Here is a 12,295-nt window from a genome sequence, read left to right as displayed (position 1 = left end):
CAGGACCCAATGATCGTCGCCAAGATACCGAGTTCCACCCGCGTCATCCAGGAGATCTGGAAGCCGCTGACGCTGCTCTTCGTGTGGGACGTGATCGTCACGATCACCTATTACATACTCCCGTTCAAGGCGCCGGAGCTGCCGATCACGCTGTTCGGCTCGGCGCTGGCGCTGTTCCTCGGCTTTCGCAGCAACTCGGCCTACCAGCGCTGGTGGGAAGGGCGCGGGCTGTGGGGCCTGATGATCAACGCCAGCCGCAACATCGCGCGTGCGGCCCGCAACTTCATGCCCGACCCCGAGGCGTCGGAGCTGAAGCGGGAGATCGTCTATCGCCAGATCGCCTACGTCAACGCGCTGCGCTGCCAGCTCCGCCGTCTGCCGCAGGACGAGGAAGTCCTTCGCGTATTTCCCGGTGACGAGAAGGACCCCGCATTCAGCCGCGTCAACGTCGCCAACGGCATTCTCGACGGCACCGGCCGCCGCATCGATCAGGCTCGCCGCAAGGGCTGGATCGACACCATCCAGCAGACGCAGATGGAGGCGGTCCTCGTCGATATTGCCAACTCTCAGGGCGGCATGGAGCGGCTCAAGAACACGCCGTTGCCGTTCCAGTACCGCTTCATCCCCGAAGTGTTCACCCACCTGTTCTGCGTCCTCCTGCCGATCGGGCTGGTCGAGACGCTGCAGTTCGCGACGCCGCTGGGCTCGACGATCGCAGGGCTGATGTTCCTCGCGGTGCTGGCGATCGGTGACGATCTCGTCGACCCCTTCGCCAACGACGTCCACGACCTGCCGCTCAATTCCATGTGCCGCACGATCGAGATCGACCTGCTGCAGGCGATCGGCGAGCCAGCGCCCGCACCCGTCCAGCCTGACAAGCACGGGGTGCTGTGGTAATCTTGGGGGTATGAAGCTCTACAAGGATCGTCAGGTCACCAGCGCTGCGCTGCGCTTCGGCAAGGTCTTCAGCGCGGAAGCCCGGGCGGATTTCAGTCCGGTTGGGCTTCTGGCGGTTGGGACCATGGTTACCGGGATATTGCTCGGCAGTGCGGTGATCGTGGCGGTTTCGAAGGGTTCGAAGAAGAAAGCAGGGGAGCATGGTCCCCCTGCACCCCCGTTACCGTCGAGCTGATTGCGGGCAGCGGCGCCGCACGCTCATTGTGAGGCTATCACCTCGATATTGCGAGCGTAGCGAAGCAATCCAGCGCGGTATGAAACTGCCCTGGATTGCTTCGCTACGCTCGCAATGACGAACTTGAGGTGATGCGCCGCAGGCCATTATTAAGGCTGCAGTCCATACGAAACGCTACTGCGCGCGCTACGACGACAGTTCAGGGGTCTGGGGCGATGGCCCCAGGACTTCCCTTATTCGCTCTTGGACGCAAACCAGATCACGTGCTTCGGCCCCTTGCCGTTGCTGCGCGCGTGGACCTTCACTTCGTCCACCGCGAACCTCGCCCGCTCGATGCGGCGGGTGAAGGAAGGATCGGCACCGGCCGACCAGATCGCCAGCACGCCGTCCGGGGTCAGCGCCCCGTAAGCCTCGCGAAGGCCGACCTTGGAATAGATGACGTTGTTGTCCTCGCGGACCAGCCCATCGGGGCCGTTGTCGACGTCGAGCAGGATCGCATCGTAGTCACCATGGCCGTCGACGATGGCCTGCGCGACGTCGCCCATCACCAGGTTGACGCGCGGGTCTTCGAGGCAGTCCCCGGTCAGGTGCGCCATCGGGCCCCGCGCCCACTGGATGATCTCGGGCACCAGTTCGACGACGGTGATCTTCGCGTCGGCGGGCAGCACCCGAAGCGCGGCGCGCAGGGTGAAGCCCATGCCGTAGCCGCCGATCAGGAAGTGGGGGCGCTTGGAAGAGCCCTTGATCCGGTCGTAGGCCATCGTCGCAAGAGCTTCTTCCGAGCCCCACTTACGCGTGCTCATCAGCTCGTTGTGGCCGATGACGATCATGAAGTCCTTGTCGTGACGGAACAGCTCAAGCTTCTCGCCGTCCGGAATCCATGCACTGTCGAGGAGTTCGCGCTGGATCATGCCTTCAGGTCCGGCGCGGTCGCCTCGGCGGTGAGCAGGGCGATGGCTTCGTCCAGCGACATGACCTTCTGGTGCTCGGCGCCGAGCGTGCGCAGGGCGACGGTGCCTTCCTCCGCCTCGCGCTTGCCGACGACGACGAGATGCGGGACCTTCTTGAGCGAGTGTTCGCGCACCTTGTAGTTGATCTTCTCGTTGCGCACGTCGGTCTCGACGCGCACGCCCGCCGCCTTCAGCTTGGCGGCGACTTCGGCGGCATAGCCGTCGGCGTCCGAAACGATCGTCGTCACCACGGCCTGAACCGGGGCCAGCCACACCGGCAGCTTGCCCGCGAAGTGCTCGATCAGGATGCCGATGAAGCGCTCGTACGAACCGAAGATCGCGCGGTGCAGCATGACCGGGCGGTGCTTCTCGCCGTCTTCGCCGATGTAGTGCGCGTCGAGGCGCTCGGGCAGCATGCGGTCGGACTGGATCGTGCCGACCTGCCAGGTGCGGCCGATCGCGTCGGTCAGGTGCCATTCCAGCTTGGGCGCATAGAACGCGCCTTCGCCGGGCAGTTCTTCCCATCCGTATTCCTCGGTGGCGAGCCCTGCGCGCACCACGGCGTCACGCAGTTCGGCCTCGGCCTTGTCCCACTGCTCGTCGGTGCCGATGCGGTTGTCCGGGCGCAGTGCCAGCTTGATCGCATAGGTGAAGCCGAAGTCGCGATAGACCTTGTCCGCCATTTCGCAGAACGCCTGCACTTCGCCGACGATCTGGTCTTCGCGGCAGAAGATGTGGCCGTCGTCCTGCGTGAACTGGCGCACGCGCATCAGGCCGTGGAGCGCGCCGTGCGGCTCGTTGCGGTGGCAGCAGCCGTTCTCGACGATGCGCAGCGGCAGGTCGCGATAGGACTTGATGCCCTGCTTGAAGATCAGGACGTGCGCCGGGCAGTTCATCGGCTTGAGCGCCATCCACTGCGCGTCGTCCGAGATGATCGGGCCGTCGTCCTCGGTGTTGGGCACCTCGTCGGGGATGACGAACATGTTCTCGCGGTACTTGCCCCAGTGGCCGGACTGCTCCCACTGGCGCGCGTCCATGACCTGCGGCGTCTTCACTTCCTTGCAGCCCGCGTCGTTGACGGCGCGGCGCATGTAGTCTTCGAGCGCGCGATAGATCACGTAGCCCTTGGGGTGCCAGAACACCGAGCCGTGCGCCTCGTGCTGGAGGTGGAACAGGTCCATCTCGTTACCGAGCTTGCGGTGGTCGCGCTTGGCGGCTTCTTCGAGGCGCGTCAGGTGCTCGGCCAGCTGCTTCTTGTTGAGCCAGCCGGTGCCGTAGATGCGCGAAAGCATCGCGTTGTTCTGGTCGCCGCGCCAGTAGGCGCCCGACACGCGCGTCAGCTTGAAGGCGGCGGGGTCCAGCTTGCCAGTCGAGGGCAGGTGCGGGCCGCGGCACATGTCGAGCCAGTCGTCGCCCGACCAGTAGACCGTCAGCGGCTCGTCGCCGGGCAGTTCGGCGGCCCATTCGGCCTTGAAGCTCTCACCCTGCTGCTTCCAGCGGCTAATGAGCTGTTCGCGATCCCACACTTCGCGGCGCAGCGGCTTGTTGGCGGCGATGATCTTGCGCATCTCCGCCTCGATCGCGGGCAGGTCTTCATCCGTGAACGGGCGCTCTGCCGGGGCGAAGTCGTAGTAGAAGCCGTCGTTCGTCGAAGGACCGAAGGTGATCTGCGTGCCGGGGAACAGCGCCTGCACCGCTTCGGCAAGGACGTGCGCGAAGTCGTGGCGGGCCAGGTCCAGCGCCTCGGCCTCGTCGCGGCTGGTGACGAGCGCGAGGCTGGCGTCGCCGGTGAAGGGGCGACTGAGGTCCACCAGTTCACCGTCGATCTTCGCGGCGAGGGCGGCCTTGGCGAGGCCGGGGCCGATGGCGGCAGCGACGTCGGCCGGGGTCGAGCCTTGCGGCATCTCGCGCACGGAACCGTCGGGCAGGCTGATCTTGAACATTTCGGACATGGACGAACTCATTCTCTCGTTTGCCCCATGCCATACCAGAGCATGTGGGCGGAAAACCTTTGGGGGCGCCATGGCACAGGCGCGCCTCCGGGTGAAGGTGCGGCGTCGGCTGAAATGGCTCTATTTCGGAAACGAGAGACGCCAATCTCGCCCGAAATCCGGGCGACGGCGGTTCTTGCTCAGCCTGCGACCAACCGTGCCCGGACGAGCCGAGTAGTCTGGGTCGTAGTCTTGGCGGTGCGCAACAGCATGAGCGCAATGTAGCGATTCGGGCGCGGAAAGCCAAGCGTGGTCCCGGGATCACCCGATGACGACGAGGTTACTTTCCATAATGTCAATGTTGCTTGACTTATGATGACTAGAGTGACAAACGTCCTTTACACATAAGCAAGGAGGCTTGTCATGACGGACCAAACCCTGTCGCGCGGACCCGCTTGGTTCTGGGGTGGCGCGTTTTTCGTAGGCATGTTCGGCACAGGGTTCGCCGCGCGTGCGCTGGATCTGGGGTCGATTCCCTCAGCGCTGGTGATGATCCCACCGATGCTGCTGCTGATCCCGCTGGTCCGCGCTTCCGAGAAGGCACAGGCAGCGTGCGGAGCGCTGTCTCCCGCAACGCGGCGCTACAATCGCCGGGGCCTGATCTGGGCGTTCGGTTATGTGATCTTCCTGTTCGTGGCCGTCTTCGGGGCCAAGTCCGGCGCATCCGGGCCTCTGCTCTGGCTGCTGGCGCTGCTGCCGGCGCTGCCGATCTTCTTCATGCTGTGGACGATGGCGCGCTATCTGGTGGAGGAGACCGACGAGTATCTTCGCATGCGTGTCATCAACGCGGCTCTCTGGGCCACCGGGCTGCTGCTGGCGGTGGCGACCGTCTGGGGCTTCCTCGAGACGTTCGAACTGGTCCCGCACGTTCCCGGCTGGGCCGCCGTGCCGGTGTGGGCGGTGGGACTGGGCGCCAGCTCTATCGTCAATCGCTGGAGGGAGGCGTGAAGAACCGCCTCAAGGTCCTGCGCGCCGAGCGCGGCTGGAGCCAGCAGGATCTGGCCGAGCGGCTGGAAGTCTCGCGCCAGAGCGTCAACGCGATCGAGACGGGGCGCTACGATCCCTCGCTGCCGCTGGCCTTTCGCATTGCCGACCTCTTTGGTATGACGATCGAAGAGATATTCCAGAGGGGCGAGTGATGGCTGGCGGGCCGTTGAAGCGAAGGCGTGGGGCACGGGTCGGCGTGGCGGTGGCGATCGCGGCGGCTGTCGCGGTGTCGCTGGGACTGTTCCAGTCCGCCGCCGAACCTGCCCGGCCGCGTGAGGAGACCGGTTTCGGCACGATCCGTGCCGATGGCAAGGTGATCCTGCGGGTCGTGGCGCCGATCCTTTACTAGCGGTGCTTTCTGCGCGGGGGGGCTTCGACAAGCTCAGCCTGAGCGGGAATAGGGGTATTCCTGAAATCCGCTCAGGCTGAGCTTGTCGAAGCCCCTGCGCCTCACGCTGCCACGTTGCCGGTTCACAACCACCCGTCCAGGGCTCGAGCCCTTCAGTGCAGGGTATGCACGTGCGTTCCGCGTTCGCTCAGCTTGCCCAGCGCCGTCATCGCCAGCCACCCGGCCGTCATGCAGACCCACGGCATCACCGGATAGTGAAACCGCGACTGGCCCGAGAACACGAGGCAGATCAGCGTCGGATAGAGCGCGATCCCGTAAGGCAGCAGCCACCAGCCGATCCACCGCTGCCCGTCGCGGCGCCGCCTTGCGATCATCACGAAGAACGCGGCGCCAAAAGCCGCCATCAGCAGCACGTAGTACCCCTGATTGAGCACCCGCACCGCGCGATAGACCATCTCGAACCGCGCATAGCCCGTCGCGCCGCCCTGATAGGCCCACTCGGCCTCGCCATCGGGCAGCCAGAGGCGCAGGAACTTCTTCGGCAGCAGCTTGGCGAAGCGGTCGGGATGCGCGGTGATCCACGCCATTCCCAGTCGCCGCGCCTCGGCGTCGCGCGCCACTTCGTCGAGGCCGGGGCGGGCCATCAGCTCCTTCACCACCGGCGCGTCGGGGGTGTAGTCGCCGGTCGCGGTGTCGTGGTTGCCGGTGAGGAGCGTATAGCCGCCGTTGGTCGAGACCGCGACCCAGTGGCCCAGCTGGATCTCGTTGCGGATCGTCCAGGGCAGCACCGTCAGCGCGGCGAGCGCGAGCACCAGCAATCCCTCACCGAAAAGGCGCGGGAAGCGCTTCCACACCTGCCCCATCCTTAGCCACTCGATCGCGAACAGCAGCGGCACCACCACCAGCGTCTGCGCCTTGACCATGGTGGCAACGCCGAACAGGAACCCGGCGCTGACGAGGTGCCAGCGGCTGGTGCGCGTCACGATCACCCAGCATCCCGCCATCAGCAGCGCGGTGTAGAACACCTCGGTCAGCGCCAGCGGGACGTAGCCGATCGCGTTGGGGTAGACCGCCAGCAGCAACAGCCCGGCGCGCGCTGCGCCCTCCGAGCCGAACAGGCGGCGCCCCAGCGCCAGCGCCATGGCGCCGATCAGCATTGCGCTCACGAGGTTGAACAGGCCGAGCGAAACCTGGCCGGCGCCGAACTTGGCGAACACCAGCCCCAGCGCGATCGGCCAGCCTGCGGGCCAGAACGCGGTGGGCGCCCCTTCGTTGTCGAGATAGCCTTGGCCCGCCGCGAGACTGACGGCGCGCGTGAAATACCACTCCGCATCGGACGTTGGCGCCACGTCGATCAGCAGCACCGCCACCCGCAGGGCGAAATACAGCGCCCAGATACCGAGCAGTACCGAGCGATCGGTGGCGAACCATTCGAGCCGCAGCGCAAGCCGGGACGGGCGGGTAGGGAAGTGGATGACCTTGGCGCTCATATCGGCCCGAACGGTTAGCGGTCGGGACTTAAGATCGCATTACGGTGAGGGCGTCCAGAGGTTTCGATACCAATCTGGCCCACCCCGTCCGGCTAGGCCCTGCGGGCCAAGCCTCCCGGCCCTCCCGCTTGCGGGAGGGTGAAACGTCCTGCTCCCCTCCCGCTTGCGGGAGGGGTTGGGGGTGGGCCTTCTCTTAATTCACACCGTCGCCTTGCCCTGCAGCCAACCACTTCCCACTAAGGGCACCATGACTTCGACCAGCTATCTCGATCTCTCCGACGGGCGTTCGATCGCCTACCGTTTCACTCCCGGCACTGGCCCGGTCATCGTCTTCCTCCCCGGCTACATGTCCGACATGGCCGGTTCCAAGGCCGCCGCCCTGTTCGAGATGGCGCGCGCCAGCGGGCTCCCCTGCCTGCTGTTCGACTATTCCGGCTGCGGCGAATCGCCGGGCGACTTTGCCGACGGCACGCTCACGCGCTGGAAGCAGGAAGTGCTCGCGCTCGTCGCCGCGCTGGAGACGGACGAGAAGATCGTGCTGGTCGGTTCCTCGATGGGCGGCTGGCTGATGCTGATGGCGGGCCTCGCGCTGGGGGACCGGCTGGCGGGCCTCGTCGGCATCGCACCGGCGCCGGACTTCACCGAATGGGGCATCCCCCAGATGGACAAGGCGCTGCTCGCGGACGGGGAAATCCTCTTCGAGGACAATCCCTACGGCCCCGAGCCGACCCCCACGCACCCCGGTTTCTGGGCAGACGGACAGGCCAACCTTATGCTGGAGGGCGAGATCGCCATCGACGCCCCGGTGCGCCTGCTCCACGGCCAGCGCGACCCGGACGTGCCTTTCGAAATCTCCATGAGGCTGGCGGAGAAACTGCGTTCAGCCGACGTGCAGGTCACGCTCATCAAGGACGGCGATCATCGCCTCTCGCGTGATGCCGACATTCGCCTGCTCCTGCGCACCGTCGCGGAACTGGTGCTTCCGTTGGCAGGGCCGCGCGCAGAGGGCACCCCGGAGTCCTGATCCCCATGTCCTCGCTGCTTCTCCTCCTTCCGCTGATGGCCCAGGTCGGCCCTGCTTCCAGCCTGCCGAGTTCGGCACGGCCCTATGCCTCGCAGCTGCCGCTGGAGATCATCGAGAAGAAGGACAAGGAAGACCGCGACCGCCGCGCCCGCGAGGCGCAGAACGTCGCGATGCCTGCCGCCCGTAGCAGCGCCGGTTGCATGAGCGCGGTCGAGGCGAACCCGGAGAAATCCGCCGAACTCGCCCGCAGCGCGCTGGCCGACGCCATCGGGCGCGAGCGGGTGCGTGCGGGCCTGTGCCTCGGCGTGGCGCTCAGTGACCTCGACCGCTGGGACGAGGCGCGAACCGCCTTCACCAATGCCCGCGATGCCGCCGATCCCGCTGACCACGCCAGCCGTGCGCGTCTGGGCGCGATGGCGGGCAATGCCGCGCTCGCCGCCGGGCAGGCGGGGCAGGCGCTCTCGCTGCTCGCCCCTGCAGCGACGGACGCCAAGATCGTCGGCGATGCGGACCTCACCGCCTCGATAGCGCTCGACCGTGCGCGCGGGCTGGTCGCCGTGAAGCAGCCCGACGAGGCCGCCAACGCCCTTGCCGAAGCGCGCGCCGCGCAGCCGGACAATGCGCAGGCGTGGCTGCTTTCGGCCACGCTTTCGCGCCGTCAGGACAAGCTGGCACAGGCGCAGACCCAGATCGAGAAAGCTGCGAGCCTCGCTCCGCAAGACCCCGAGATCGGGCTGGAGGCGGGCGTCATCGCCATGCTTTCGCACAACGATGCCGCCGCGCGGCGCAGCTGGGAATCGGTCGTTGCGGCCGCGCCTTCCAGTGACGCTGCGGTGACGGCGAAGCAGTACCTATCCCAGCTCGGCTCTCCTGATCCGGCAAAATAAGGTTTCTCCCATGATCCCGATGTCCGTCCTCGATCTCGTCACCGTCCGCGAAGACGGCACTGTCGCCGAGGCGCTCGATATCTCCGTACGGACCGCGCAGGCGGCCGAGCGCGCGGGATACCGGCGCTACTGGGTGGCCGAGCATCACGGCATGGACGGCATCGCGGGCGGCGCGACCTCGGTGGTGCTCGCGCATCTCGGCAATGCGACCAGCACGATCCGCATTGGCGCGGGTGGCATCATGCTGCCCAACCACACGCCTTACGTGATCTCCGAGCAGTTCGGCACGCTGGCGGCGCTGTTCCCCGGCCGCGTCGATCTCGGTCTCGGCCGCGCGCCGGGCGCCGACGGGCGGTTGGCCCATGCGCTGCGCAAGGACATCCACGCCGCGTCCGAGCGCTTCCCCAACGACGTGGTGGAACTGCGTGCCCGGTTCCAGGGGCAGGCGGCGGGCGGCGTTCCTTCGCCTCAGGCTGCGGGGGCGGATGTCGAGATGTGGATTCTCGGCTCCAGCCTGTTCGGCGCGCAGCTGGCGGCGATGCTGGGCCTGCCTTACGCCTTTGCCTCGCACTTCGCGCCCGCCGCGCTGGATGATGCCGCGCGGGTATACCGTGAGCGGTTTGAGCCATCCGAGACGCTGTCCAAGCCGCACTTCATGGCCGCGATCAACGTGGTCGCCGCCGATACGGACGAGGAGGCGGTCTACCTGTCCTCTTCAACCGACCAGAGCTTCGTGGCGCTGCGCTCGGGCAATCCGGGCCGCCTGAAGCCGCCGGTACGCGATTACCGCGCCGGTCTTCCCGGCGCGGCGCAGGCGATGCTGGAGCAGGTGCGCTCGGTCAGCGCGGTCGGCAGCCCGGCGACGGTGCGGAAGGGGATCGAGGACTTCGTCGCCCGCACGCAGGCGGACGAGCTGATCGTCAGCATCGCCACGTATGATCCCGAGGCGCAGATTCGCTCGCTGGAACTGACGATGGACGCGATGAAGCAGCCTGTAGGCTGAACGTTTGTCCAGCAATGCGATGTTGGCTGTCGGGGTAACTAGATTTCGTCTGGGGCATTGACCGCGCGGTTAAATTGCGGAACTCAACGCGCCATGGAAAAATCAGACGTCGTCATCGTGGGAGCGGGACATGGGGGAGCGCAATGTGCGCTCGCCCTGCGCCAGAACGGGTTCACCGGAACCATCACCGTCATCGGCCGCGAGCCGGAGCATCCTTACGAGCGGCCGCCGCTTTCGAAGGAATACTTCGCGCGCGAGAAGACCTTCGATCGTCTCTACATCCGCCCGCCGACGTTCTGGGCCGAGAAGGAGGTGACCTTCAAGCTCTCCACCGAAGTCACCAAGGTGGACGCAGAGGCGAAGGAACTTACGCTCTCGAACGGCACGACCTTCGGCTACGGCAAGCTGGTCTGGGCGACCGGCGGCGATCCGCGCCGCCTCTCGTGCGGCGGCGCCGATCTGGCGGGCGTCCACGCGGTGCGCACCCGCGAGGACTGCGACACGCTGATGGCCGAAGTCGATGCGGGGACGAAGAACATCGTCGTCATCGGCGGCGGCTACATCGGGCTCGAGGCGGCGGCGGTGCTGTCGAAGATGGGGCTGAGCGTGGTCCTGCTCGAAGCCCTGCCGCGCGTGCTGGCGCGCGTCGCGGGTGAGGAACTGTCCGAGTTCTATCAGAAGGAACACCGCGACCACGGCGTCGATCTGCGCACCGGCGTTGCGGTGGAATGTCTCGAAGGCGACGGCCACCGGGTAACGGGCGTGAAGCTGGTCGACGGCGAGGTGATCCCGGCCGAGGCGGTGATCGTCGGCATCGGCATCGTGCCCGCCGTCGGCCCGCTGATCGTGGCGGGTGCCTCGGGCGCAAACGGCGTGGACGTGGACGAGTTCTGCCGCACCTCGCTGCCGGACATCTACGCGATCGGCGACTGCGCGGCCTTCGCCTGCGATTATGCAGGCGGCACGGTGATGCGCGTGGAATCGGTGCAGAACGCCAACGACATGGCGACGTGCGTGGCCAAGGCGATCTGCGGGGACGAAAAGCCTTACAAGGCGTTCCCTTGGTTCTGGTCGAACCAGTATGATCTCAAGCTGCAGACGGCGGGGATCAACATGGGCTTCGACCAGACGGTGACGCGCGGCGACGTCGAGGGGCGCAGCTTCTCGGTAGTCTATCTCAAGCAGGGCAAGGTCGTGGCGCTGGACTGCGTGAACATGGTCAAGGACTACGTGCAGGGCCGAAAGCTGGTGGAAGCGGGCGCCACGCCGGACGTCGAGCGCCTCGCCGACGCGGGCGTGCCGCTCAAGGAACTGGTCTGACAATGGCGTCGTCCCGGACCCGATCCGGGACCGCTGGCCTTGAACCGCCTTGCTGTCGGCAGGGCGCCTTTACCCGAGGTCGCGCCTAAAGACCGCCACCGGTTCCGGATCAAGTCCGGGACGACGTCAGCTTGCCTCTCGCCCATCGTGCCGCATCTGCAACGGCATCGTCTGCATCCGCCAGCAGCGGCTCCACCTGCGCCAGCAGCACCTTCCGGCCGCTGTTGCCCGCCGCATAGAGGCAGTTGCGCACGAACCGGTCCCGCCCGATCCGCTTGATCGGACTTCCCGAGAACAGCTTGCGAAACCCCGCATCGTCCAGCGTGAGCAGATCCGCCAGCTCCGGCGCCGTCAGTTCCGCGCGCGGCAGGAACGCTTTCATCGTATGCGCCGTCTCGGCGAACTTGTTCCACGGGCAGACCGCGAGGCAGTCATCACAGCCGTAGATGCGGTTGCCCAGCCCCTCGCGCATGTCCTCGGGCACCGGCCCCTTGTGCTCGATGGTGAGGTAGCTGACGCAGCGCCGCGCATCGAGGCGGTAGGGCGCCGGGAAGGCATCGGTCGGGCAAGCGTCCTGGCAGGCCCGGCACGATCCGCAGCGATCGCGCGCCGGGGCCGAGAGCGGCAGGTCCAGTGTCGTGTAGATCTCGCCGAGGAACAGCCATGATCCATGTTCGCGGCTGACGACATTGGTATGCTTGCCCTGCCAGCCGAGCCCTGCGGCAGCGGCGAGCGGCTTTTCCATCACCGGCGCGGTGTCGGTGAAGACTTTCACCCCGACCGGCCCCAGCCCGCGTTTGTCCCCCTCGCTCACCATCCAGCGGGCAAGGTTCTTGAGCGCCTTCTTCACCGTGTCGTGATAATCGGCGCCTTGCGCATACGTCGAAATCCGCCCGATCCCTCCTTCCTCCGCCAGCCTTAGCGGGTCGGTGGCTGGCGCATAGCTCATGCCCAGCGCGATGACGCTGCGGGCTTCGGGCCAGAGCCCCTGCGGACTGCGGCGATGGTGCGCGCGCTCCTCCATCCAGCCCATCGAGCCGTGCATCCCTGCCGCCAGCCAGGCGTCAAGCCGCGCCGCACGGTCCTCGTCCGTCGCGGCCGAAGCCACGCCGAAGGCGCAGAAGCCGAGAGCGCGCGCCTCTCCCTCCACCGCCTCGGCAAA

General features: G+C 66.7%; 13 protein-coding genes. 9 read left to right on the top strand and 4 right to left on the bottom strand.

Features of this window, described 5'->3' with window-relative positions:
• Positions 1–9: 9 nt before the first annotated feature.
• Both HWN72_RS15665 and HWN72_RS15660 read left to right on the top strand, forming a co-directional pair.
• A complete protein-coding gene (locus tag HWN72_RS15665) occupies positions 10–897 on the top strand; it encodes a bestrophin family protein (protein WP_036525784.1) in 888 nt (295 codons plus the stop codon).
• Between the two features lie 10 nt (positions 898–907).
• Complete coding sequence (locus tag HWN72_RS15660) at positions 908–1,132, top strand: hypothetical protein (protein ID WP_036525786.1); 225 nt, start codon at positions 908–910, stop codon at positions 1,130–1,132.
• 233 nt (positions 1,133–1,365) lie between these two features.
• Here HWN72_RS15660 and HWN72_RS15655 read toward each other — a convergent pair whose 3' ends face one another.
• Entirely contained in the window at positions 1,366–2,043 is a 678-nt protein-coding gene (locus HWN72_RS15655; RefSeq protein ID WP_069708529.1) for a spermidine synthase, read from the bottom strand.
• On the bottom strand, positions 2,040–4,034 hold the full coding sequence (gene thrS, locus HWN72_RS15650) for a threonine--tRNA ligase (protein ID WP_211150667.1): 1,995 nt from the start codon (positions 4,032–4,034) through the stop codon (positions 2,040–2,042). The genes HWN72_RS15655 and thrS overlap by 4 nt, the downstream gene beginning before the upstream one ends.
• Positions 4,035–4,436: 402 nt before the next feature.
• Here thrS and HWN72_RS15645 point away from each other — a divergent pair, with 402 nt between their 5' ends.
• Genes HWN72_RS15645 through HWN72_RS15635 form a run of 3 tightly spaced genes read left to right on the top strand, consistent with a single transcriptional unit; the run spans position 4,437 to position 5,409 of the window.
• Positions 4,437–5,021, top strand: coding sequence for a hypothetical protein (locus HWN72_RS15645; protein ID WP_211150666.1), 585 nt, complete (start codon positions 4,437–4,439; stop codon positions 5,019–5,021).
• Positions 5,018–5,212: a helix-turn-helix transcriptional regulator gene (locus HWN72_RS15640; protein WP_036525793.1), complete on the top strand. Its 195-nt coding sequence runs from the start codon at positions 5,018–5,020 to the stop codon at positions 5,210–5,212. The genes HWN72_RS15645 and HWN72_RS15640 overlap by 4 nt, the downstream gene beginning before the upstream one ends.
• Positions 5,213–5,226: 14 nt before the next feature.
• Positions 5,227–5,409: a hypothetical protein gene (locus HWN72_RS15635; protein ID WP_156799861.1), complete on the top strand. Its 183-nt coding sequence runs from the start codon at positions 5,227–5,229 to the stop codon at positions 5,407–5,409.
• A gap of 152 nt (positions 5,410–5,561) precedes the next feature.
• On the opposite strand, the gene HWN72_RS15630 is transcribed toward HWN72_RS15635, so the two are convergent.
• The gene (locus tag HWN72_RS15630) at positions 5,562–6,899 is read right to left on the bottom strand and encodes a glycosyltransferase family 39 protein (RefSeq protein WP_211150665.1); all 1,338 of its coding nucleotides are present in this window, start codon (positions 6,897–6,899) and stop codon (positions 5,562–5,564) included.
• A 247-nt stretch (positions 6,900–7,146) separates the two neighbouring features.
• Between HWN72_RS15630 and HWN72_RS15625 the strand changes: the two genes are divergently transcribed.
• The 4 genes from HWN72_RS15625 (at position 7,147) to HWN72_RS15610 (ending at position 11,133) form a co-directional block, all read left to right on the top strand.
• Positions 7,147–7,923, top strand: coding sequence for a carboxylesterase (locus HWN72_RS15625; protein ID WP_211150664.1), 777 nt, complete (start codon positions 7,147–7,149; stop codon positions 7,921–7,923).
• Between the two features lie 5 nt (positions 7,924–7,928).
• Entirely contained in the window at positions 7,929–8,810 is an 882-nt protein-coding gene (locus HWN72_RS15620; protein WP_211150663.1) for a tetratricopeptide repeat protein, read from the top strand.
• A 10-nt stretch (positions 8,811–8,820) separates the two neighbouring features.
• Positions 8,821–9,813, top strand: coding sequence for an LLM class flavin-dependent oxidoreductase (locus tag HWN72_RS15615; RefSeq protein WP_211150662.1), 993 nt, complete (start codon positions 8,821–8,823; stop codon positions 9,811–9,813).
• Between the two features lie 93 nt (positions 9,814–9,906).
• Positions 9,907–11,133, top strand: a complete 1,227-nt coding sequence (locus HWN72_RS15610; RefSeq protein ID WP_211150661.1) for an NAD(P)/FAD-dependent oxidoreductase — start codon at positions 9,907–9,909, stop codon at positions 11,131–11,133.
• 109 nt (positions 11,134–11,242) lie between these two features.
• Here HWN72_RS15610 and queG read toward each other — a convergent pair whose 3' ends face one another.
• A complete protein-coding gene (gene queG, locus HWN72_RS15605) occupies positions 11,243–12,283 on the bottom strand; it encodes a tRNA epoxyqueuosine(34) reductase QueG (protein ID WP_211150660.1) in 1,041 nt (346 codons plus the stop codon).
• Positions 12,284–12,295 lie beyond the last annotated feature (12 nt).

This window comes from Novosphingobium sp. HR1a (genome assembly GCF_015594425.1).
In the GTDB taxonomy this organism is placed as follows: domain Bacteria; phylum Pseudomonadota; class Alphaproteobacteria; order Sphingomonadales; family Sphingomonadaceae; genus Novosphingobium; species Novosphingobium resinovorum_A.
Note: the sequence above shows the minus strand (reverse complement) of the source record. Positions and strands in the feature narration are given on the sequence as shown.

What these genes read in the sequence shown, in the direction of transcription:
- HWN72_RS15660 (WP_036525786.1), top strand. Translation starts at nt 908, where the DNA reads ATGAAGCTCTACAAGGATCGTCAGGTCACCAGCGCTGCGCTGCGCTTC.
- HWN72_RS15665 (WP_036525784.1), top strand. Translation starts at nt 10, where the DNA reads ATGATCGTCGCCAAGATACCGAGTTCCACCCGCGTCATCCAGGAGATC.
- HWN72_RS15630 (WP_211150665.1), bottom strand. Translation starts at nt 6,899, where the DNA reads ATGAGCGCCAAGGTCATCCACTTCCCTACCCGCCCGTCCCGGCTTGCG.
- HWN72_RS15655 (WP_069708529.1), bottom strand. Translation starts at nt 2,043, where the DNA reads ATGATCCAGCGCGAACTCCTCGACAGTGCATGGATTCCGGACGGCGAG.
- HWN72_RS15625 (WP_211150664.1), top strand. Translation starts at nt 7,147, where the DNA reads ATGACTTCGACCAGCTATCTCGATCTCTCCGACGGGCGTTCGATCGCC.
- thrS (WP_211150667.1), bottom strand. Translation starts at nt 4,034, where the DNA reads ATGTCCGAAATGTTCAAGATCAGCCTGCCCGACGGTTCCGTGCGCGAG.
- HWN72_RS15645 (WP_211150666.1), top strand. Translation starts at nt 4,437, where the DNA reads ATGACGGACCAAACCCTGTCGCGCGGACCCGCTTGGTTCTGGGGTGGC.
- HWN72_RS15615 (WP_211150662.1), top strand. Translation starts at nt 8,821, where the DNA reads ATGATCCCGATGTCCGTCCTCGATCTCGTCACCGTCCGCGAAGACGGC.
- HWN72_RS15610 (WP_211150661.1), top strand. Translation starts at nt 9,907, where the DNA reads ATGGAAAAATCAGACGTCGTCATCGTGGGAGCGGGACATGGGGGAGCG.
- HWN72_RS15620 (WP_211150663.1), top strand. Translation starts at nt 7,929, where the DNA reads ATGTCCTCGCTGCTTCTCCTCCTTCCGCTGATGGCCCAGGTCGGCCCT.